This window comes from Rhodanobacter sp. Root627 (assembly GCF_001427835.1).
Lineage (GTDB): Bacteria > Pseudomonadota > Gammaproteobacteria > Xanthomonadales > Rhodanobacteraceae > Rhodanobacter > Rhodanobacter ginsenosidimutans.
Window position 1 is genome coordinate 301,745 of sequence record NZ_LMGW01000001.1, and the last position, 22,430, is coordinate 324,174.

Genomic DNA, 22,430 nt, shown 5'->3' on the forward strand with positions numbered 1-22,430 from the left:
TCCATGGCGCTGCTTCTCTTGTTCGGCACGATGGCCTTTCCGATCTTGGCTCAAGATGTCATCGCGTCGGTGCCGCAAACCTGGCAGATGCTCGACTATCTGGCGACGGACTACGCGGGTGCGGTGAAAGATGGCGCGGTGATCAGCGCATCCGAGTACGCCGAGATGCGGGAATTCACATCGACGGCGCGATCACGCATCGGCGCGTTGCCATCGACCGCGACCACGCCTGCACTCATGAAGCAGGCCGATAAACTGGTGGCCTCCGTCGATGCCAAGGCGGCGCCCGCCCAAGTGGCGACGCAAGCGCATGCGCTGGCCGATGCGTTGCTGCAAGCGTATCCGGTGCCGACCGCACCGGAACACGTCCCCGACCTGGTGCGTGGGGAGGCGCTCTATCAGAACCAGTGTGCCGCCTGTCATGGCGTCACCGGACACGGTGACGGGCCCGCTGGCATGCAACTGTCGCCTCGTCCGGTGAATTTCACCGATCAGACGCGGGCAGATCAGCGCAGCGCGCTGTCGTTGTACGAGGTGATCAGCCAAGGCGTGGAAGGCACGCCGATGGTGAGCTACGAGCAGCAGCTGTCGTCCGATGATCGTTGGGCACTTGCGTATTACGTGGGCTCGCTGGCGTATACGAAGGAGGCGTCCACCGGTGCCGATATGTGGCAGCACGACACCGCCGCACAAGCACAGGTTGCTGACCTGAAGGAGCTGTCGCGCGCTCGCGTCACGCAATTGACGCCCACGCTCGATGCAGCGCGCGCACGGGCGATCCTAGGCTATCTAAGGGCACACCCTGAGGCCATTCAGCAGCAGGCCCTGGCGGGAATTCCTCTGGCACGAGCGCGACTGACGGCGAGCCTGACGGCTTACCGGGCCGGTGCCAAGGCGCAAGCCACCCAGCTGGCGCTGTCCGCCTACCTCGATGGCGTGGAGCCCGTCGAGCCGCAACTCAATGCACGGGACGGCGCACTGCGCGCCCAGCTTGAAACGGCGATGGGTGCCTATCGCACCGCGCTGACGAGCAGCACCTCGGTTGCATCGGTGTCGAAACAGGCCGATGAGGTCGATGGTCTGTTGCTGCGCGCGCAAGAAGTCACCGCCGATGCTGCAGGCGATGCGGCCACCACCTTCCTGGGTGCTTTCACCATCCTGGTGCGTGAAGGTCTGGAAGCTCTGCTGGTCGTTGTCGCCTTGCTCGCCTTCTTGCGCAAGGCCGCGCGGCCCGAAGCGCTGCGCTACGTGCATGCCGGCTGGAGCCTGGCGTTGGTCGCCGGGGGTATCACCTGGGCGATCGCCAGCTACGCAATTTCCATCAGTGGTGCCGGTCGTGAGTTGACCGAGGGACTGTCATCGCTGTTTGCGGCGTTCGTGCTGCTTGGGGTCGGTCTGTGGATGCACCAGAAAAGTATCGGTGGTCGCTGGCAGGCGTATTTGAAGGAAAAGATGGCCGCCGCACTCGACCGGCGTTCGGCGTGGTTCCTGTTCGGGCTGGCCTTCATCTCGGTCTATCGCGAGGTATTCGAGAGCATCCTGTTCTATGCGGCCCTGTGGAATGACGGCCAGGAAGTGTGGCTACTCGGCGGCATCGCCGCCGGTGCGGCCGTGCTGGGGCTGATCGCCTGGGTGCTGTTGCGCACCAGTCGTCGGCTGCCGATCGGTACGTTCTTCTCAGCCAGTTCCGCGCTGATCGCTGTGCTCGCCGTCGTGCTGACCGGCAAGGGCGTCGCCGCCCTGCAGGAAGCCGGCTGGGTGGCAGTGAGTGTCGCGCCGGTGCCGCATATCGAACTGCTGGGCATCTATCCGACCTGGCAATCCTTGCTGGCCCAGTTGGCGATTCTGATACTGCTGGCGGTCGGATTCGTGTTCAATATCCACCGAGGCCGTCAGCCGATGCCTTCATGCCCTACGACTAGGGAAGTATTACCCGATGCCGATTGAAGGCGACGCGATATGAGTGACTGCGGTTGCCACGCAGAAGCATCCAATGCGACGGAACACGGATCCCGTGTCTCGCCCTGGGGCTCAATGCCACTCGGCTGGTCCAAGCCCTGACCATACCGCCGTCATCCGTTACCCTTTTCGCATCCCGGCCCGCAAGGCGTGGCTTCGATTTGCAGCGTCACGTGATGGATCTCAAAACGTGCCTCAAGCAGTTGCTCCAGCTGAATTCGCAAGGCATCGCCATCAGATGCGTCTTCTTCGGCGACCACATGAGCCGCCAGGGCCGGCTTGGTACTGCTGAGCGCCCAGACATGCAGATCATGCAATGCGGCCACGCCCGGCGTGGCCAACAGCGCCGCGCGAACTTGCTCGGTGTCGATGCCTCGGGGCGCACCCTCCATCAGCACGTTGCCTGCCTCCCGCAACAATATCCAGGTTCGCGGCAAAACCCACAGCCCAATCAGTACCGCGATGATCGGATCGGCGATGTAGAAGCCGGTGAACGTGATGATCAGCGCTCCGACGATCACGCCGACCGAGCCGAGCATGTCGGCCCACACTTCCAGATAGGCGCCCTTGACGTTCAGGCTCTCGCCGCTGCCTGCCTTGAGCAATCGCATCGAGATCAGGTTGATGACCAGGCCCAGCGCCGCGATTACCAGCATGCCGGTAGAGGCCACCGAGGGCGGTTCGCTGAAACGCCGCACCGCCTCCCACAGAATGTAGCCGGCGACCAGGAATAGCAGACCGCCGTTGACCATCGCGCCGAGCGCTTCCAGGCGCGCATAGCCGTAGGTGCGTTTGGCATCCGGCGGACGCCGGCTCAAGCGTACCGCAGTCAATGAAATGCCCAGCGCGATCACATCGGTCGCCATGTGTGCCGCGTCCGACAACAGCGCCAGGCTGTTGGTCAGCAGGCCACCCACAACTTCAGCGATCAGAAAGGTGGCGGTCAGGCCGAGCGCCCACCACAGCGGTTTCTCGTGCTTGATCCCGCCGCCGCCGTGATCGTGTCCAGCTCCCATCACGCCTCTCCCATCTGGTAGCTGCGCCAAGCCGAGCGGAACACCCGCCACGCCGAGCGCAGAAACATCACCAACAGCGCCGCGGCGATGACCAGATCGGGCCAACCGGCCGCAAACAGCCAGACGCCAGCGGCCGCGAGCAGAACCGCAAAGCCCTCGAATACGTCGTTGCGCGAGCATTCCCACGCCGAGGCCATGTTCACGTCGCCATGACGGTAGGGTGTCAGCAACCACAGGCAAATGCCGTTGAAGGCCAGGTTGATCACCGCGGCGAGACCGATGGCCTCGAAGATCGGCACGTTCGGATGCGCCAGCCGCCAGCCGATCTGAATGGCGACAGCTACCGCAGCCCCGAGAATCAAGGCACCCTTGAGCAGCGCTACCTTGGCCTTGGCCCGTCCGCTGGCGCCGATCACCGCCAGACTCAGCAGGTAGGTCAACGCATCGCCCAGATTGTCCAGCCCACCCGACAGCAGCGACGAGGAGCCACTGTAGATCGCCGCCGAAATCATCATGGCGAAGGTGACGACATTGATCGCCAGCACGATCATCAGCACCCGCCGCTGCTGCGCCTGCAAGGCGCGGATGTCGACGGTGCCGCTGCAGCAACAATCGGCCATGACTCAACCCTCCAGCATCTGCTGACGCGACTCGGTATCGCCATGCAGCCAACGGTAAAGCGCCGTCAGCGCCGGAGGAATGCCACTGAACACAATCGCTACGTCCTTGACCGAGCCGAAGGCCATGAACTGCAGGCCGCAGATCACGAATCCTTGCCGGCCCTGCTTCTCGTTTGCACCGCACAGCACGCCGTGACCGTGGCCGCGATCGTGTTCGTCGGAGTCTGTCGTGCTCATGCGGGTCTCCTGTGCGGTGGTCACTCTACGCGAGCACCGCGGTGTTATGACATGACACCGAAAATGATGGGCGGGGAGTACCCCCGCCCAATCATCGTCAGCCCATTTGGCCGTCGATCGGCCACGCCCGATCCACCGTGCTCTGGTAGACCCAGCCCGCCACGCTCTGGCCGGTGCGCCCGTGCAAACGGATCAGTTGCACGGCACGCTCTGCCTGGTCGTCTTCGCAGAACACCTCCAGCTTGATCTGCCTGGTCACGCGTTCGCCCAGTTCCATCGAATAGCTCTGTTCCTGGGCACTGAGTGCAGTCAACTGGCCTTTGACATCGCTAAACGACAGGTAGTGGAATCCACCGTCCTCCAAGGCGTGGATGACGTCGACCACGCGGCCGCGATGGATGAATGCCTTCACTTCTTTCATGGGGCGTTCTCCTTGGTGAGGCGCCGGGCGGCGCGTTCTTCGATCCAGTCGTAGAGCACTGGCAGCAGTACCAGGGTCAGCAGGGTCGAGGTGATCAGACCGCCAACCACGACAGTGGCGAGTGGACGCTGGGTTTCCGCACCGACGCCGCTGGAAAGCAGCATCGGCACCAGGCCCAGGATCGCCACGCTCGCGGTCATCATCACCGGCCGCATGCGCAACGCGGTGCCGCGGATCACGGCTTCCCGGACGGGCAGCCCCTTTTCACGTTGCTCATTCAGGAAGCTCACCAGCACGATGCCGTTCAGCATCGCCACGCCGAACACGGCGATGAAGCCGATCGCCGAGGGTACCGACAGGTATTGCCCGGTGATCGCCAGCCCGACGATGCCGCCGATGGTGGCGAACGGCACGTTGGCCAGGATCAGCGCGGCGTACTTCACCGAGTTGAAGGCGGTGTAGAGCAAGACGAAGATGAAGAAGATCGTTGCCGGCACGATCAGCGACAACCGCTTCAATGCCCGCTGCTGGTTCTCGAACGCGCCACCCCATTCGCTGTAGTAGCCCGTCGGCAACTTCACCTGCTGCGCGATCGCGGCATTGGCGTCCTTGACGAAGCCGTCGATGTCGCGGCCGCGCACGTCCATCTGGATGACGGCGTAGCGCTGCAGCTGCTCGCGACGGATGAACGAATAGCCTTCCGCATCACTGACCTCGGCCACCTGCGACAACTGCACCAGCGCGCCGCTGGCGGTGCGGATCGGGATGCGCTGGATCGCTGGCAGGGATGCCTTGTCGGCATCGTCCAGCCGCACCGCGATGTCGAAGCGCTTCACGCCATCGAGCAAAGTCGTCACCGGCTCGCCGCCGATGCCGTTCTTCACCACGGTCAGCACGTCGTCGGCGTTGAGGCCGTAACGGGCCAGCGCATCACGATCCACCTTGATGCGGATCTGCGGCTTGCCGATGTTCGCCTCCAGTGCAAGATCCGCCACGCCGGGTACACCGGCCAGCACGTTCTTGATGCGACCGCTGAGACGATCGAGCTCGCCCAAGTCATCGCCGTAGATCTTCAACGCCAAGGTGGCACGCACACCGGAGATCAGCTCCTCGATGCGCATCTGGATCGGCTGGGTGTAGCTCACCACGGCAGTGGGCAAGGCGGCCGACAACTCTTTCTGCATCGCTTCCTCGATGCTTTCCAGCGTTTCGCCCTTGCGCCATTGATCCTTGGGCTTCAGCGGCGTGTACACCTCCATGTAGTTCACGTCGGCGGTCTCGCCTTTTTCAGCGCGGCCAATCATGGCCAGGGTGGTCTCGACCTCAGGAAACTTTTGCTTGACCAGCGCCGATACTTGCTTGGAGATGCGGATGGATTCATCCAGCGAGGCCGAGGGAATCGAGGTGATGCGCCACATGATGGCGCCCTCTTTCAGGTTGGGCATGAACTCCTTGCCCAGGAACGGAAACAGCGCGAGGCTGCCGATCAAGGCCCCGGCGGCGATGCCCAGCACGAGCTTGCGCCGTGCCAACGCCCAGGCGAGCACCGTGGCGTAGTGGCGTTTCAGGAACGCGACCAGCCAGGTGTCCTTCTCTTCCTTGGGTTTCAGTACCAGGGCGGCCAGTACCGGAATCAGCGTCAGCGCGAGGATCAGCGAGCCGGCCATCGCAAAGCTGATGTTGAACGCCATCGGCTTGAACATCTTGCCTTCCAGCCCCTGCAGGCTGAACAGCGGCAGGAACACCACGATGATGATCAGAATCGCGAACGCCATCGGGTTGGCCACCTCGCGGGCGGCCGCCAGCACGGCCGACGTGCGATCCACCGGGCCGCCATGGGACTTGCGCTCGGCCATGATGCGGTAGGCGTTCTCCACCATCACCACCGCACCATCCACCATCATGCCGATACCGATGGCCAAGCCTGCCAGTGACATCAGGTTGGCCGACAGGCCGGCCTGACCCATGCAGATGAAGGCGATCAGCATCGCCAATGGCAATGCCACCACCACCACCAGCGCGCTGCGGAATTCGCCCAGAAACAGGAACAGGATGATCGCCACCAGAATCGAACCTTCGATCAGGGCGCGCACCGCCGTCCCCACGGCCGCGTTGACCAGTTCGGTACGCTCGTACACCGGCTTCACCACCACGCCGGGCGGCAACGACTGCTTCACCGTGTCGAGCTTGGCCTTGACAGCATCGACCACGCTCTTGGCATTCTCGCCGATGCGGGCCAACGCCATGCCAAGGACCACTTCCTCGCCATCGCGCGTCACCGCACCGGTACGCGGTGCGCCCGCTTCGGTGATCGTGGCGACGTCACGCACGAAGACTGGCGTGCCGTCTTCCGTCTTCAGCACGATGTTGCCCAGATCCTTCGCGTCCTGGATCAACCCGAGGCCGCGCACCAGATACTGCTCGCGCCCGACGTCGACAAAGTTGCCGCCGACCTGCGCGTTGTTCGCCTGCAGCGCCTCGATCACCTCCTTGAAGCCGAGCTTGTGGGCGATCAGTTTCATCGGATCGATGCGCACCTGGAACTGCTTCTCCTGACCGCCCCACGAGGTGACGTCGTCGACGCCGGGCGCGGTGCGCAGAATCAGGCGGATGGTCCAATCCTGCAGCGTGCGCAGATCCATGTCGTTCGGTGCGGTGCCGGCCTTGGCACTATCCAGCTTGTCATCAGCGCGTTCGACGGTATACCAGAACACCTGTCCGAGGCCCGACGTGTTCGGGCCCATCTCCGGTTTGCCATACCCAGCCGGCAGCCGATCACCAACCTGCTGAAGGCGCTCGTTGACCAGCTGACGGGCGAAGTAGATGTCCATGCTGTCGTCGAAATACACCGACACGAACGACAAGCCGAACAGGCTCACCGAGCGGATCTGTTCCACCTTGGGCAGGCCGGCCAAGGCTGACTCCACCGGCGTGGTGAGCAGTAGCTCCACATCCTCCGCCGCGAGGCCCGACGCCTCCGTGTAGACATTGACCTGCACCGGCGTGACATCCGGAAACGCATCGATGGGCAGCTGACGTACCGCCTGAAAACCGAGAAAGCCGATCACCACGAAGATGATCAGCACCAGCACCTTGTAGCGCAGGGAAAATTCAACCAGACGTTCCAGCATCATTCTTCTCCCAGCTGCGAACGCAGCAAACGGGCCTTCAAGGCGAAGGCGCCCTTGCGCACATAGGTGTCACCGGCCTTGAGGCCTTGCGTGACGACCGTCCAGCCATCGCGCGTGTCGCCGACCATCACCGGTGCCGGCTCAAACTGGCCCTTGCCCTTGGCGAGGAACACGGTCGGCTGGTTCTGCAGCAGCACGATCGCGTCGGCCGGTACCGCGAGCTTCTGCACCGCACTACCTACGGCGATGCGCGCTTCGACCAGCTCACCGGGATGCAGTAGATCCTTGCGGTTATCGACCTCGATGCGTACCGGCACCGTGCGCGTGCGCTCATCGGTTTGATGCGAACGCTGCACGACCTTGCCGGGTATTTCGGTGTCGTGCACGAGAATGCGGACATCGGCGTCGGGCTTGACCCGTTCGGCATCGGCTGGGGCCATCTGCGCGACGACCCAAACCGAATCTTCCTTGACTAGGGTGAACAGCGTGCGGCCGGGCTCCACCCGCTCGCCCACCAGAAACTCATCGGTGGTCACACGACCGGCGGCCGGCGCGAGCAGCTCGAAACTGCCGTCGGCACCGGCCGATCCCTTGCGCAGCAAGCCGCCGATCTGTCCCTCGGACAGACCGTAGGCGCGCAACTTGGCGCGGGCCTGATCGCGTTGCACCTTCGCCTCGTTGTAGCGTCGGGCCGACACCGCCTGTGGCCCGAGCGACGCGATCCGTTGCCAGTCCTGCTCGGCCACAATCAGCGCACCTTGCGTGGCGGCCACCTCGACGCTGGAGAGCACCACCAACGGCGCGCCCGCTTTCACGACGTCGCCCAGCCGAGCCTTGCGGTCGAGCACCTGCGATTCCACCCGCGGCGACACCAGCACGGTGGAATAGGCATCGGCTTTCACTTCGCCGGGGGCTTTCAGTTCATCCGTCAGCGCGCGTAGGGCGGCCTTGTCGAGGACAAGGCCGGCGTCCTTGATCGCCTTGGCGTCCAGCGCGAGCGGATTGGCGGGTGCCGGTTCCTGCGCCATGACGGGGCCGGCCAGCGCAGTAAACAGTGCCATGCCCAGCAGGCTGCGTTTCAAAAGAGAGAGATTCATCGGGAGACTTCCAGATTGGGGCCGTTTTGAGTACGGCCGTCGAGCCAGTCGGTCAGACGGCCCGCAGCGGTGAGGTAGTCGAACCAGGTCTGCCAGGTCTGGCTTTCCAGTTCCTGGCCGGACAGTGCGGTGTCGAGACTTTGCTTGAGCTGTACGAGGTAATCGGAGGTGCTGATTTCGCCGGCACGCCAGAGCTTTTCCAGCAGCGCGGTGCGATCCTCGAACGCGGCGGCACGGCCGGTGCGGAATGCCTCGGCGGCACCGCGCAAGGCGGCGTAGCGCGCTTGCGCTTCCTGCTGTCCGGCACGCAGCACAAATTGGCGCGAGCGCACGTCCGCGGCGGCCGCATCGGCTTCCGCACGAGCGGCATCCACTTCGGCGCGTCCCGTATTGAGCACCGGCAAGGGAATGGACACACTCACGCCGATCACCTGATCGGTCCGTGGCCCGCTGCGCACCTGGCCACCCGTCAGGCTGAGCGTGGGATCGGGGATGCGCGCCCGGCGTGCGACCTGCACGCCGGCCTCAGCGCTCGCTTGCCGGGCGCGGGCCTGACGCAGTTCCGGCAGCTCGTCGACGGGCAACGGCGCGGCACTTTCGAGTGCCGGTGACAGGCCCTTGGGCAACGGAGGCAGCGCGGTCAGTTGATCGCCGCTGATGGCCAGCAGCGCCGCACGGGCCGCGGCCTCATTGCTCGCGAGCGTCGCCTGTTGCACCTGCGCCTCACCCAAGGCCAAGCCGGCCAGATCGCGCTCCGGACTGCTGATATCGCCGACCTTCAGTCGCTGCGCGGCCAGGTCATCGAAGCGCTGCATCAGCGCTAGGCGACGCTGACCCAACTCGCTCTGTCGAGCCGCAAGTGCGGCCGTCGACCACGCTTTCAGCCAGCGGGTGGCGACGTCACGGCGCCGCAGGTTGTACCCAGCTTCGGCAGCCAGCAGGTCGGCCTCACCCTGGCTGGCCCGGGCACGACGCTTGCCGGACAGATCCAGCGGCAGGCTGATGCCCGCCGTGCGCCGATTGGCGTCCGCGTTCTCCGCATCGAGCGACAGTGAGGGGTTGTACAGCGGCTGCGCAGCGGCACGCGCACGGGCCTGGGCAGCATCAAGGTCTGCCCGCGCGGCCTGCACCTCGGGACTGGCTTGCCAGATACGGCGCACCGCATCCTGCAAGGGAGACGTCGCCAACGATGTCGGCGGAGAAGCTACCGGTGAGGAAGGATGGGATACGGGGGCGGCACTGAGCATCGCCGCATACAACAGACACACGGCGCCGATCGGCACCGAACGAAAAACAGACATGAAGCCATCTCCTGAAAACGATCACGAGGCGACGCACCGCACAGGCGGTGGCATCGCGAAACGGAACGGGTTCAGACGATGGGGGGGCGTAGCAGCGAGCCGGTCGTGGCCGGCGTGAATCCCGAATGGAGGGTGAGCGGTGCGAAGCGTGCTTCCATCATGGCGATGGGGAGCGGCGTGCTGGCCGGCAATGTCACCGAATGCGCACAGGCACAATGGCAGCTGCGCCCTTCACCCAGAAGACAGGGGTTCGCATCGTCAGCCGATACCGTACTGACGGCGGTATCCGCCAACAAGGTGGTCGGGGCAGCAGCGGTCGCCGAAGCGAATTGCGCCCCCGGTCCATCGGCCACGCAGATCGATCCACTGACCAGTTTGATCAGCAACACGGCCACGGCCAACACCCACAATCCGCGGTGGCGGCGCAGGCGAGTCAGCAGTGATGGTGCAGACCGATACATCGTTCGATCCTATACGACAACCGCGCTGTTAGACAATTTCATTTGGGCGCCGGTCGTGATGAATTCAGACAGCCACTACCGGCACCGTTTGACCCCTACGAAGGATGGTCTATCCGCAGCACGGCGTCAGGTGCAGTCATTTCGATCGCCGCCCGAGCGCGGGCGCGCTGCGCGGAAGCGCGAGACGGCGCGTCGGCATAGCCGTTCCGCTCGGTCACGAACTTGCGACAGGCTATCGCCTACCTTGTTGCCGTTTCCTACGGAGATCCGCGATGAAGAATTCCTACGTGCGTTTCCTCGCCATGATTGCCACCGCCACGGTGGTCATGTTCGGCGTGATGTACCTCAACACTTACCGGCTGGATCACGTGTTCTGGAGCCAGACCCGCGCCTGGATGGCGCTGGTGATGGGCGCGACCATGGCGGTGATCATGCTGGGCTTCATGCTGCACATGTACGCCAGCCGCACGGTGAACCTCGCCATCGTTGGCGGCGCCGTGGTGGTGTTTGCCGCGGCGCTCTATCTCGTGCGCAGCCAGGCTACCGTGGAAGATATTTCCTACATGAAAGCGATGATTCCGCATCACTCGATCGCCATTCTCACCAGCGAACGTGCCCACATTTCGGATCCGCGCGTGCGCAAGCTCGCCGATGAAATTATCGCTTCGCAAAAGCGCGAGATCGGCGAGATGAAGGCACTGATCAAGGATCTGGAATCGAAGCAGGCGCAGCCGTAAGCATTTGTTTGGCGGCCGCCACCGTGACGGGCGCTGGTCTATGTCGATAGATGCATGCGATCTGCCGCTTATGGCTGTGCTGGCGCGATCGCGGTCACCGTGCTGGCCATGCCGGCCGGATGCAGGCTGAAGCGCACTTTGTCGCCGACCTTGACGCCCTTGAGCAGATCCGGTGACGCCAGCTTGAAGGTCATCGTCATCGCCGGCCACCCGATCGCGGCGATGGCTTCATGCTGCAACGTGACGGTGCCCTTGGCGGTGTCGATCGCCTTGACCACGCCCACGCCCTGCACGTCGGCGGGTGTGGCTTCGTGCATCCCTGCCATGCCCGGCATATTCGGATCCATCTGCTGAGGGTTGGCAAACACCGGAGCGGTGAACAGCGCTGCGGTAATCGCAAGGGTGATGAATGGCTTTTTCATGGGTCAGTTTCCTTGTGGGTTGGAGTGAAGTGTGGCGTTTGTCTTGCTGGCTTTACGCAGCCGATAACGGACCAGCAGGCGGTACGCCGCGGGTATAACGAGCATGGATAGCAAGGGTGCAGTGACCATGCCGCCGATCATCGGGGCGGCTATGCGCTGCATTACTTCTGAGCCGGCGCCATGGCCGAGCAGGATCGGAAACAGGCCGGCGAGGATCACCGCGACGGTCATCGCCTTCGGGCGCACACGCTGCACGGCGCCTTCGCGAATTGCTTCATCAAGCGCTTCTGGGCCGGCGTGCGGATCGAGCGCAAGTTGGTGCTCCCACGCATGGTGCAGGTAAAGCAACATCACCACGCCGAATTCGGCAGCCACGCCGGCCAACGCAATGAAGCCGATGATCGTGGCCACCGATACCGCATGCCCAAGCAACCAGATCAGCCACAGGCCGCCGACCAGTGCCAGCGGCACGCTGGCCATGATCAGCGCGGCTTCGCTCACGCGGCGGAACACGGCATAGATCAATAGAAAAATGATCACCAGCGCAATCGGTACCACCACCTTGAGTCTTTCCATGGCGCTGGCCAGGTATTCGAACTGACCGGACCAAGCCACGGTCGTACCCGGCGGCAAGGTGACTTGCTGCGCCACCGCGCGTTGCAGGTTGGCCACTACCGTGCCCAAATCGCTGCCGGCCGTATCAACGTAGACATACGTGGCCAACCGGCCGCCCTCGCTTTTCAGCATGGACGGTCCTGCTTCAACGGCAATGTCCGCGATCTGGCCAAGTGTGATCTGTGCACCGTTGGCAGCGACGATCGGCAACTGCCGCAGCGCTCCGATGGAATCGCGCTCGGCACGCGGGTAGCGCACCACGATGGGATAACGCTCACGCCCTTCGACGGTCTGACTGATCGGATCGCCGCCGACCACGGTCGCGATCAGTTGCTGCACGCGCTCCTGGGTCAGCCCGTAGCGCGCGGCAGCGTCACGGCGGATGGCTAAATCGACGTAGCGACCACTGGTCGGACGCTCGGCAATCGCCGAACTGACACCGGGTACGGTCTTTGCCACCGTCTCGATCCGATCGGCCACGGTCTGCAGCGTGACCAGGTCGGTGCCTAGCACCTTGATGCCGATCGGGCTCTTGATGCCGGTGGAGAGCATGTCGATGCGGTTGCGGATCGGCGGCACGAACAGGTTGGTGAGCCCCGGCACATGTACCGCCTTGTCCAGTTCCGCCTTGATCCTGTCCATCGTCATGGCCGGCCGCCACTGGTCCTTCGGCTTGAAGGTGATCGTGGTCTCGAACATCTCCAGTGGCGCCGGATCGGTGGCGGTGTCGGCGCGCCCCGCTTTGCCAAACACGTGATCAACCTCGGGCACGGTCTTGATCATGCGATCGGTCAACTGCAGCAACTGCGAGGCCTTGCCGGCGGACAGCCCGGGCAGCGCGGTGGGCATGTACAACAACGTGCCTTCATCCATCGCGGGCATGAATTCGCTGCCTAGCTTGGCCATCGGCACGAGCGCGGTAAGCAGCAGCACACCGGCCAGCACCAGGGTCGCTTTCGGATGCTGCAGCACGGCTTCAAGGAGCGGGCGATAGCCGCGGATCAAGCCACGGTTGAGCGGATTGTCGCCCTCGGCACGGATACGCCCGCGGATCAGATAACCCATCAGCACCGGCACCAGCGTCACCGCCAGCCCGGCCGCTGCCGCCATCGCGTAGGTCTTGGTGAAGGCCAGGGGTTTGAACAGTTTGCCTTCCTGTCCCTGCAGCGCAAAGACCGGCACGAACGACAGCGCGATGATCAACAGGCTCACAAACAGTGCCGGGCCCACCTCGGCGGCGGCATCGGCGACCAGCGACCACCGCTGCGCACCTTGCGGTTCACGGCCGTCGTTCGCGTTACGCCAATGCTCCAGATGCTTGTGCGTGTTCTCGATCATCACGATCGCCGCATCCACCATCGCGCCGATCGCGATCGCGATACCGCCGAGCGACATCAGGTTCGCCGTGACGCCTTGCAGATGCAGGGCAATGAAGGCCACCAGCACGCCCAGCGGCAGCGTGATCACGGCCACCAGCGCCGAGCGCAGGTGCCATAGAAACAACACGCAGACCAGTGTCACGACCAGAAATTCCTCGAACAACTTGGTCCACAGATTGCTCACCGCGGCGTCGATCAGTTGCGAGCGGTCGTAAGTCGGCACGATCTCGACGCCGGCCGGCAGGCTGCGCTGCAGTTCCGCCAGTCGTGCTTTCACGGCGGCAATGGTGGCCTTCGCGTTCTTGCCCGTGCGCATCACGATAATGCCGCCGACCACTTCACCTTGCCCGTCCAGCTCGGCGAGGCCGCGACGAAACGTCGGGCCACGCCGCACCGTCGCCACGTCGCGCAGCAGCACCGGCACGCCGCCGGCGTTGGTCGTGATGGGTACGTTTTCGAAGTCCGCGCGACTCTTCAGATAGCCTTCGCTACGCACCATCAGTTCCGCTTCACCCTGTTCGATCACCGAACCGCCGTTGGCGCCGTTCGCACTGCGGATGGCATCGACCAGTTGCTCCACGGTGATGCCACGCGCGGCCAGCGCCTGCGGATCGGGCACGATCTGCCACGCCCGTTCCATGCCGCCCAGGGTGGCGACTTCGGCGACGTTGGGTACGGTCTTGAGCTGATAGCGCAGGAACCAGTCCTGCAGCGCACGCAACTGGCCAAGATCGTGCTGACCGGTGCGATCAACCAGCGCGTATTCGTAGATCCAGCCGAGTCCCGTGGCATCGGGACCAAGGGCGGGCGTAACGCCGGCCGGCAGTTGATCGCGTGCCTGGCTCAGGTATTCGAGCACGCGCGAGCGCGCCCAATACAGATCGGTGCTGTCATCGAACAACACATCGACGTAGGAGTCGCCAAAGAACGAAAAGGCACGCACCGTCGTCGCGCCGGGCACCGAGAGCATGGTGGTGGCCAGTGGATAGGTAACCTGTTCCTCGACCACCTGCGGCGCTTGACCCGGGTAGCTGGTGCGGATGATCACCTGGGTGTCGGACAAATCGGGCAGCGCATCGACCGGCGTGCGCGTCACCGAGAACATGCCCATCAGGGCCAAGGCCAGGGCAGCCAACAGCACGAACACGCGATGGGCGATCGCTGCTCGAATCAGGGCGGCGATCATTGGCCGTCTCCCATCGGCATGTCGTGCATGGGCGTGCTCGCGGTCGGCGCCGGTTGGTCGGCGGTGCCGTTCAGGCGTTCCAGAGCGCCGGACAGGCTCGCCTCCGAATCGATCAGGAACTGGCCGGAGACCACCACTTTCTCGCTCCCATGCAGGCCGTCGAGAATTTCCGTATAGCCGCCGGCTGCGCGCCCAGTGCGTACCGATACAGCACGGAAATGACCATCTCCCTCGGCGAGAATGACTCGCGTGTGGGTGCCCGTCGCGATCAGCGCGTCGTCCGGCACCACCGGTACTGCCTCATCCGGAGTCGGGTTGAGTTGCACGCTGGCGAACATGCCTGGACTCAAGGCACCGTCGGGGTTGTCAAGCACGATGCGCGCGCGCTGGGTGCGTGTCATCGCATCCACATCCGATAGCAAGGTTTCCACGGTGCCGTGGAACGATCGACCCGGCAGCGCATCGACCGTGACAACCACCGGCGTGCCGCTGCGCACCGTGCCTGCCGCCGCCTGCGGCAGCGCAGCCTCGATCCACACGGTGGACAAGCCATTCACGGTCATCAAGGTCTGGCCGGCCGTGACACGCTGGCCTTCACGCACATCCAGTGTCGTGACGACGCCCGCCTGTGGTGCATGCAGGGTGATTGCGGCACCCGAACCACGGCGAGCTGCCCGGATGTCAGCAGGGGTCAGGCCCAGCACCTGCAGCCGTTGCCGTGCGGCGGCACGCAGGTCTTTCGCGTCGGCCGATTGCGCTTGTTGAAGCGCGCCATATTCGGCCAGCGCGCTGCTCCATTGCGGAGCCAGCAACTGGGCCAGCGGTTCGCCGGCTTTGACCACGGTGTAAGGCGCGCGCACGTCAAGCTTGCTCACCACCGCATCGGTGCGCGCACTGATGGTGATGGCTTGCCGCAGATCCCAGGTGATGGTGCCCGGCACCTGGATGGCTGATGCCAGCACGCGACGCTCGACCGGGGCCGTGCGCACACCCAGATTCTGCACCGTCGCGGGGTCGATCCTGACGACATCCTCGGCCGCGCCCTCGTCGGCATACTTGGGCACCATCTGCATGCCCATCGGCGACAGGCCCGGCTTGTCGAAGTGTTGCTGCGGCACCATCGGGTCGTACCAGTACAGCACCTTGCCGGCCGTGCCCGGCGCAGTCACCGACGAATGCGCCGGCGCCGGCGCCGTGGTGGCTTGGTGACGGCCACCGAGATAGCCGGCGACGAGCAGTGCAACCGCCGCGACGACGGCGGCAAAGATCACCAAAGGACGCTTCATGGCGTCACCTCCGAAGGCAGCAGATAGGCAAGCGAAGCCCACAACCGTGCGCGTGCGGCCAACGCATCGGCATAGCTCAGGCGCAATTCAATCTCGTCGCGCCGGGCATCCAGCCATGGCTGCAATGTGCCGCCTCCGCGGTAGCCGGCCAGCGCCGTGGTGGCGCGATCCCGATCCAGCGGCAGCAAGGTGTCCTGGTAGCGCTGGATTTGCTGATTCCATCCCTGCCACGTCGCTACGGCGCGTGTGACTGCCTCGCGCTGGGCGCGCCGCGCGTCCTCGTGGTCGGCCTGCACCGCGTCCCACTGTGCCTGCCGGGCGCTGATGCCACGATCCTGCCGATTGCGCGTGAACAGCGGCAGGCTGACGCCCACCTCCAGCATCACCATGTCCGACAGGCCCGGCGCGCGCCGACCATAGCTGGCAGTCACGCTCCAGTCCGGATGCTTGGCCGCACGTGCCCGCTCGAGCGCCGCCTGAGCAACCTGCTCGCGTGCCTGCCACGCCTGCATCGGCGCCTGCTGGTCGATGCGCTCCTCCAGGTGATCTGCCGCGACCGGCAGTTGACCAAAATCCGGCGCTTCGGCGAGGTCGAAAACGCTCGGACCAAGCCAGCGCTGCAGGCCGGCTTGGGCAGCGACAAGATCCGCGTCAATCGCTTCCAGACGGTTATCGAGTGAGGCGGCTTCGGCACGGGCGGCCAGCGCGTCGGTCGCGTTGCCTTCGCCGCCCCGCAATCGCGCCTGCGTGACCTGGACAGCCAGCACGCTTTCGCTGCGCAACGTGGCCAACACCGTACGTTTCTGCTGAGCCGCCCACACGTCGATCCACGCATCGGCGATGCGTTCTTGCACGGTCTGCATCGTGGCCGTGCGGTCAGCTTCCGCCGCATCGATCTGCGCAGCGGCCAGCCCGCGCTCGGCGTCGCGCGCCGCTCGCGATGGAATCGTCTGCATCACACCGACGGTACGCGCCGTCATCCCGTCCGAACGCAGGCTGAAAGCGCCCGGATTGGTGACGGGGAAATTGGAAAGCCCGAACGTCAGAGTGGGATCCGGCAACTGCCCGGCACGCGCGGATTCCTCGCGGGCTGCCGCCGTATCGGCGGCACGCGCATCGAGTTGCGGTGCCCGTGCCACGCCTTGCTGGACAGCCGCTTTCAGCGTCAGCGGCGGTTCGGCGGCATGCGCCGTCGCAGCCACGGCTCCCCACAGGAGCGCGGCCAGACCCGTCACCATCAGGTGCCGGGCAGAGTGAAAGGAGAACATGGTTGAACACTCCGTCGATCTGCGGTTTGCGGCGCGCCACGCAGGCGCGACGCCACGTACGTCGATGCCTCGACGTGTCAGATCAGATCAGGAGTGAGCAGAACAACAATATGGGCGGAGGTGGTGACGCGCGCAAATGCCCGACCCGTTGGAGCGCGCGATTCGATGACAGTGTGACGGCCGCGGCCGATATCAGCATCGGCGGCATGGCCGGCAGTGGGCTCAGGGGCACCGACGCGGTGTGCGCCTCAACCTGCGTGGTGTGCTCGGGCGCGCAATGCTTCTGGCACAGCGGGCTGGCTGGGGACTCTTGATGCTGCGCACAGCCGTCGTCCATGCCCGGCATCGAGTTCACCAACGCGGTCGCCGTCGCCGCTTTGGGTACAGTCGGACAAACATAAGCAGCCAGTGCCGTCTGCTGCCAAAGCATCAGCAGCGTCACCAGCCAGAACAGGCGGCGACGTGTGGTGCGATGCATGCGGAAAGGACGGGCCATGGACACCACTTTATCTCGAAAATATCAAGGTTTGCGTTGACTTGAATCAACTACGGATTGTCCGTCGGGTCTCCTGCGCTGTTCTCATTGGTCAGCTCGAAAACCCCGGGGAGCATCGTAATGGTGAGCCAGACGTGGACGACACCCCCGAAATCACGGGCCAGCGCCTGCCGGGTGAACAGTTACGAAGTAGCCGGAGGTGAGGAAGGAAAACACGGGGTGGGGCGCTCCCGCATTTGCCGGCGACGGCATCGCGCTGGGTCCGCTCCGCTCGCCGGCGTTGGTCAATTCAGCCATGCCGCTTTCGTCCCAGCCGCAACGCGTTGGCAACCACCGACACAGAGCTTAGGCTCATCGCCAACGCGGCGATCATCGGACTAAGTAACAGGCCAGTCAGAGGGTAGAGCACGCCGGCCGCGACCGGTACACCCAATGCGTTGTAGAGAAATGCGAAGCCCAGGTTCTGCTTCATGTTGGCGACCGTGTCGTTGGAAATCGACCGTGCCCGCACGATGCCACGCAAATCGCCTTTCACCAGCGTCACCTGTGCGCTCGACATCGCCACATCGGTGCCGGTGCCCATTGCGATGCCGACATCGGCGCCGGCAAGCGCGGGGGCGTCGTTGATCCCGTCGCCGGCCATCGCCACCCGATGTCCCTTGGCTTGCAGCTCTCGCACGAGGTCGATCTTGTCCTTTGGGCGAACCTCGCCATGGACTTCGTCGATGCCCAGGGTGCGTGCGACCGCATGGGCCGTGGTAACGCCATCGCCGGTGGCCATCACGAGGTTCAAGCCCGCCTCATGCAGCGCCGCGATGGCGTCGGCAGTGCTGCCCTTGATCGGGTCGGCCACCGCGAGCAGGCCAGCCAGGACACCGTCGACCGCCAAATACATCACGCTGGCACCGGCTCGGCGCAGCTCCTCGGCCGGAATGGAAAGCACGGAGGCATCGACCCCGGCGTCGTGCATCAACGCGGTATTGCCTATCGCCAAGGTGGCGCCTCCCACCTTGCCGCGGACCCCGATGCCGGTGGATGACTCGAAACTCTCTGGCGTTTCCAGCGTCAAGTCACGACGGCGGGCTTCGGCGACGATCGCGTCGGCCAGGGGGTGCTCGCTGCCTTGATCGAGGCTGGCCGCCAGGCGCAGCACCTCCTGCTCAGTGAACCCTTTGGCCGCGAGTGCGGTATGGAACGCCGGACGTCCCTCGGTCAGGGTTCCGGTCTTGTCCACAATCAGGGTGTCGATCTTGCGCAGGTTCTCGATCGCTTCGGCATCGCGGAACAACACGCCTTCCCCGGCGGCACGGCCGGTCGCCACCATGATCGACATCGGCGTGGCCAGTCCCAGCGCGCAGGGACAGGCGATGATCAAGACCGAGATCGCGTTGAGCACCGCGAACGTCCACGACGGTTCCGGTCCAAACAGCCCCCACACGACAAAGGTGGCAACGGCAATCGCCAGGACCGCCAGCACGAACCAGAAAGCCACCTTGTCAGCCATGCGCTGCATCGGTGCGCGTGAGCGTTGCGCCTGGGCGACCAGTTGCACGATTTGCGACAGCACCGTCGCCGAACCGACTTTCTCCGCCCGGATCACCAGGCTGCCAGTGCCGTTGAGGGTCGCGCCGATTACGCTGGAGCCGAGGGACTTCTCGACCGGGACGGGTTCCCCGGTCAGCATCGACTCGTCGACATGGGAGCGTCCCTCGATCACTTCGCCGTCCACCGGCACCTTTTCGCCGGGGCGCACCCGCAGGCGATCGCCGACGTGAACGTGGCCGAGTTCGACATCCTCCTCGCCGCCATCGTCGCGCAGGCGGCGCGCAGTCTTTGGCGCCAGCCCCAGCAGGGCTTTCAGGGCAGTCGAGGTCTTGGAGCGGGCACGCAGTTCGAGCAACTGCCCAAGCAGGGTCAGCGAGACGATCACCGCTGCGGCTTCGAAATAGACACCCACGCGGCCATGTTCGTGAAACGACTCCGGGAACACGTCCGGTGCGAGGGTGGCGACGATGCTGTAGCCGAATGCCGCGCCAACGCCGATGCCGATCAGAGTCCACATGTTGGGGCTGAGGTTGCGGATCGACTGCACGCAGCGAACGAAGAACGGCCAGCCTGCCCACAACACCACCGGTATTGTCAGTACCAGTTCGATCCAGGTTCGGGTGTTCACCGGCAACCGGGGTAAGTAATGGCCGAACATCGCCAGCACGAGCACCACCAGCGTCGCCGGCAAGGTCCACCAGAAGCGACGGCTGAAATCACGCAGTTCGGGATTGTCCTCGTCGTCCAGCCCCGGCATTTCCGGTTCCAGCGCCATGCCGCAGATTGGGCAGATGCCGGGGCCATCCTGGCGCACTTGCGGATGCATCGGACAGACATACATCGTTCCCGCCGGTGCCGGCGCGGGAACGTCATCGGGTCGGCGGGTCAGATATTCGGCCGGGTCCGCCACGAAGCGCTCCAGGCAGCGCGCCGAACAAAAATGGTGCGTTACCCCTTCATGCTCGGCGTGATAGGCAGTCTGATTTGGGTCGACCTGCATGCCACAGACCGGATCAACTGCGGTTGTCCCCGCACCGGGTTGGGTGTGATGTCCGTGCTTGTCGGCGCCCGTGTGGTGATGGTGGGTGTTCATGCATCCTCCCATGACGATGACAATGGGTTGACGTCGATCGATGTGTCAGTACGTCTAACCGGCGAGGTGGGTGTGGTGTCGAGGTAGGCGTTGAACCGGGTGGCCCGCTTGCTTGCGCGCAGGCGGGCCACGATCGATCAACCGCCCATAGTGCGGCATGCCTCGGCACATCGACGACACGCCTCAGCGCACCGCTTGCAATGGTCCATGTCGTGCGCGTCGCACTGCTCGGCACACCAGTCGCAAATCTTCGCGCACAGCGCGCAGATTTCCTTCTGGAACGGACTATTGCGGGCCATGGCGTCCGCGCACATCCGGCACATGGCCGCGCACTCGATGCAACAGCCCGGACAATCGTTCGAGCTTGCCTTGCCGACCATGTGCGTAAAACAGTTGCCGCATTCGGTGGCGCAGTTGTCGCACGCGGTGATGCAGGCTTTGACAGCTTCAGTCAGGTGATGGCTCATGATGAGACTCCTCAGAGGTATCGCATGAACGGATATTTCCCCCAGGCGTTTCCGTGAGCACGCCTATTCGGTCCCGTTACGTGGCTAACCGATGGATGACGTGACCGATCACGCCTTGGGTCCGTGGGTGGTGAATACCCGCGACGATCCGTCCTGGTTGATCAGCACGACGTCATAGCGCTCGGGCGCGCCGACCTCCATGCCGGGTGAACCCATCGGCATGCCGGGTGCGGCTAACCCGCGCGCGTTCGGGCGTTCGGCGAGCAGCCGGCGGATGTCCTCCACGGGCACATGCCCTTCGATCACGTAGCCTTCAATCACCGCGGTGTGGCACGACATGGCGTCAGGCGGCACGCCGAGGCGCGCCTTTACCGCCGCCATCGGCTGATCCTGGTGCACGGTGACCGTGTAGCCCTGCGCGCGCATGTAGTGGACCCACGCGCCGCAGCAGCCGCAGGACGGATCGCTGTAGACGTCCATCGCATTCGCCGCCATCGCCGCCGGCGCGAACAGCACGGCAAACAGCAGGCTGATGCCCATACGGGGGAGCCATCGTTTCATCGTCATTCTCCTGGTCATTGTTCTGGCATGGGGGCGGTTTGCCACTGGACGGACACGATCTTCCAGCCGCCGCCGTCATTTTTTAGATTGAGCATCTCGCGGCTGTGCAGCGTGACCGGCTTGCCCTTGATCGTGGCCTGCATGGTGCTTTCGCTGCCGACCATCGCGGTATCGCCCATCGGCATCGAGCCCAGTGAGACGGGCGTAATCCGCGCGGCTTTCAGGAAGGCAATGTCCTCGTCCAAGTGGCCGCTCGCGTATTCATCACGCGACTGCGTGTTGCCGCCTTCGCTGATGCGGACGTCCGGTGCCAGCAGGGCGAGCACCGCCGTACTGTCGCCACGCTGCAAAGCCGCCTGAAAGGCCTGCGCCACGGCCTCGGCTGCCGGTACGGCCTTGGCTTTCATGCCATCCATCGACAATGGCGCTTCAGGTGCGGGCGCCGCATCGACCTGTTCATGATCGTGCCCGGCCGTAGTGGCCGCATCGGGGCTGTGCCCGGTTTCCGGTTTGGCAGGCATCCGCATGCCCTGCATGTCGGCAGCACCGTGAGTGTCTTCGTCGGTGGATCCACCATGGCTGTGGCCACCTTCGCCCATGTCCATGTCGTGATCGGCGGGAGCCCTGGCCACCATGTCCTTGTACTGCTGCGGGGTCAGGTCCGGAAGCTTTTGCAGGAAGGCGACCATGCTCCACATCGTGGCATCGTCATGGCTGCCACCCCACGCCGGCATTGCGCTCATCTTGATGCCATGCTTGATCACCCAGAATGCTTCCTTCGGATCGACCCGTACCTGCGACAGGTTAGGCGGCTGCGGATACAGGCCGGGACGAATCTCCGAGTCCTGCATGCCGGGCTTGAGGTGACAGACCGTGCACATCGCTGCGTACTGGCCGGCGCCTTTCAAGATCAACTGCTCGTCGTTGAGGTCCGGTACCGTGATGTCTTTCGAGCGGGCGCGGATGGATTGCTCGCGCAGGGTCTGCATCACCGCCTGCACCGGTTTGGTGTGATGGTCGTCCGCACCGACGTTGTAGATGCCCGAATACACGAACACCGCCGCGCCGGCGATGATGATGGCGAGCAGTGCGACGACCGCGATGCTGTAGTGCTTGACGTGTTGTTTCATGA

General features: G+C 64.3%; 19 protein-coding genes. 2 read left to right on the forward strand and 17 right to left on the reverse strand.

All coding sequences use genetic code 11. The features are described 5' to 3' along the window. Positions 1 to 3 precede the first annotated feature (3 nt). Positions 4 to 1,947, forward strand: coding sequence for a cytochrome c/FTR1 family iron permease (locus ASD68_RS01455; RefSeq protein ID WP_235578602.1), 1,944 nt, complete (start codon positions 4 to 6; stop codon positions 1,945 to 1,947). A 125-nt stretch (positions 1,948 to 2,072) separates the two neighbouring features. Here the strand turns inward: ASD68_RS01455 and ASD68_RS01460 are convergent, their stop codons facing one another. The 8 genes from ASD68_RS01460 to ASD68_RS01495 form a co-directional block, all read right to left on the reverse strand. After that, on the reverse strand, positions 2,073 to 2,975 hold the full coding sequence (locus tag ASD68_RS01460; RefSeq protein WP_056602714.1) for a cation diffusion facilitator family transporter: 903 nt from the start codon (positions 2,973 to 2,975) through the stop codon (positions 2,073 to 2,075). After that, a complete protein-coding gene (locus tag ASD68_RS01465; protein ID WP_056602715.1) occupies positions 2,975 to 3,595 on the reverse strand; it encodes a cation transporter in 621 nt (206 codons plus the stop codon). Before ASD68_RS01465 ends, ASD68_RS01460 begins: the two co-directional genes overlap by 1 nt. Before the next feature lie 3 nt (positions 3,596 to 3,598). After that, positions 3,599 to 3,832 carry a hypothetical protein gene (locus tag ASD68_RS01470; protein WP_156458304.1) on the reverse strand — a complete coding sequence of 78 codons (234 nt, stop codon included), beginning with the start codon at positions 3,830 to 3,832 and terminating at the stop codon, positions 3,599 to 3,601. Between the two features lie 97 nt (positions 3,833 to 3,929). Further along, the gene (locus ASD68_RS01475; protein WP_056602717.1) at positions 3,930 to 4,253 is read right to left on the reverse strand and encodes a P-II family nitrogen regulator; all 324 of its coding nucleotides are present in this window, start codon (positions 4,251 to 4,253) and stop codon (positions 3,930 to 3,932) included. Continuing rightward, entirely contained in the window at positions 4,250 to 7,384 is a 3,135-nt protein-coding gene (locus tag ASD68_RS01480; protein WP_056604990.1) for a CusA/CzcA family heavy metal efflux RND transporter, read from the reverse strand. The genes ASD68_RS01475 and ASD68_RS01480 overlap by 4 nt, the downstream gene beginning before the upstream one ends. Beyond that, positions 7,384 to 8,481: an efflux RND transporter periplasmic adaptor subunit gene (locus ASD68_RS01485; protein WP_040670371.1), complete on the reverse strand. Its 1,098-nt coding sequence runs from the start codon at positions 8,479 to 8,481 to the stop codon at positions 7,384 to 7,386. The genes ASD68_RS01480 and ASD68_RS01485 overlap by 1 nt, the downstream gene beginning before the upstream one ends. Beyond that, positions 8,478 to 9,641, reverse strand: a complete 1,164-nt coding sequence (locus ASD68_RS01490) for a TolC family protein (protein ID WP_235578660.1) — start codon at positions 9,639 to 9,641, stop codon at positions 8,478 to 8,480. The genes ASD68_RS01485 and ASD68_RS01490 overlap by 4 nt, the downstream gene beginning before the upstream one ends. 212 nt (positions 9,642 to 9,853) lie before the next feature. Then, positions 9,854 to 10,186, reverse strand: coding sequence for a hypothetical protein (locus ASD68_RS01495; protein WP_235578603.1), 333 nt, complete (start codon positions 10,184 to 10,186; stop codon positions 9,854 to 9,856). Positions 10,187 to 10,515: 329 nt separating this feature from the next. Here ASD68_RS01495 and ASD68_RS01500 point away from each other — a divergent pair, with 329 nt between their 5' ends. Further along, complete coding sequence (locus tag ASD68_RS01500) at positions 10,516 to 10,980, forward strand: DUF305 domain-containing protein (protein WP_056602721.1); 465 nt, start codon at positions 10,516 to 10,518, stop codon at positions 10,978 to 10,980. A gap of 68 nt (positions 10,981 to 11,048) precedes the next feature. Here ASD68_RS01500 and ASD68_RS01505 read toward each other — a convergent pair whose 3' ends face one another. The 9 genes from ASD68_RS01505 to ASD68_RS01545 form a co-directional block, all read right to left on the reverse strand. Continuing rightward, positions 11,049 to 11,402 carry a copper-binding protein gene (locus ASD68_RS01505; protein ID WP_056602723.1) on the reverse strand — a complete coding sequence of 118 codons (354 nt, stop codon included), beginning with the start codon at positions 11,400 to 11,402 and terminating at the stop codon, positions 11,049 to 11,051. A gap of 3 nt (positions 11,403 to 11,405) precedes the next feature. Next, positions 11,406 to 14,582 carry an efflux RND transporter permease subunit gene (locus ASD68_RS01510; protein ID WP_056602725.1) on the reverse strand — a complete coding sequence of 1,059 codons (3,177 nt, stop codon included), beginning with the start codon at positions 14,580 to 14,582 and terminating at the stop codon, positions 11,406 to 11,408. After that, entirely contained in the window at positions 14,579 to 15,868 is a 1,290-nt protein-coding gene (locus tag ASD68_RS01515; RefSeq protein WP_056602727.1) for an efflux RND transporter periplasmic adaptor subunit, read from the reverse strand. Before ASD68_RS01515 ends, ASD68_RS01510 begins: the two co-directional genes overlap by 4 nt. After that, positions 15,865 to 17,136, reverse strand: a complete 1,272-nt coding sequence (locus tag ASD68_RS01520; RefSeq protein WP_056602730.1) for a TolC family protein — start codon at positions 17,134 to 17,136, stop codon at positions 15,865 to 15,867. Before ASD68_RS01520 ends, ASD68_RS01515 begins: the two co-directional genes overlap by 4 nt. A gap of 82 nt (positions 17,137 to 17,218) precedes the next feature. Beyond that, positions 17,219 to 17,632: a hypothetical protein gene (locus ASD68_RS01525; protein ID WP_056602732.1), complete on the reverse strand. Its 414-nt coding sequence runs from the start codon at positions 17,630 to 17,632 to the stop codon at positions 17,219 to 17,221. A gap of 289 nt (positions 17,633 to 17,921) precedes the next feature. Then, positions 17,922 to 20,270, reverse strand: a complete 2,349-nt coding sequence (locus ASD68_RS01530) for a heavy metal translocating P-type ATPase (RefSeq protein WP_082545916.1) — start codon at positions 20,268 to 20,270, stop codon at positions 17,922 to 17,924. Between the two features lie 137 nt (positions 20,271 to 20,407). Continuing rightward, entirely contained in the window at positions 20,408 to 20,737 is a 330-nt protein-coding gene (locus ASD68_RS16435; protein WP_082545917.1) for a four-helix bundle copper-binding protein, read from the reverse strand. A gap of 108 nt (positions 20,738 to 20,845) precedes the next feature. Then, a complete protein-coding gene (locus ASD68_RS01540) occupies positions 20,846 to 21,298 on the reverse strand; it encodes a DUF411 domain-containing protein (protein WP_056604997.1) in 453 nt (150 codons plus the stop codon). 14 nt (positions 21,299 to 21,312) lie between these two features. Then, complete coding sequence (locus tag ASD68_RS01545) at positions 21,313 to 22,428, reverse strand: c-type cytochrome (RefSeq protein WP_056602739.1); 1,116 nt, start codon at positions 22,426 to 22,428, stop codon at positions 21,313 to 21,315. Positions 22,429 to 22,430: the final 2 nt, after the last annotated feature.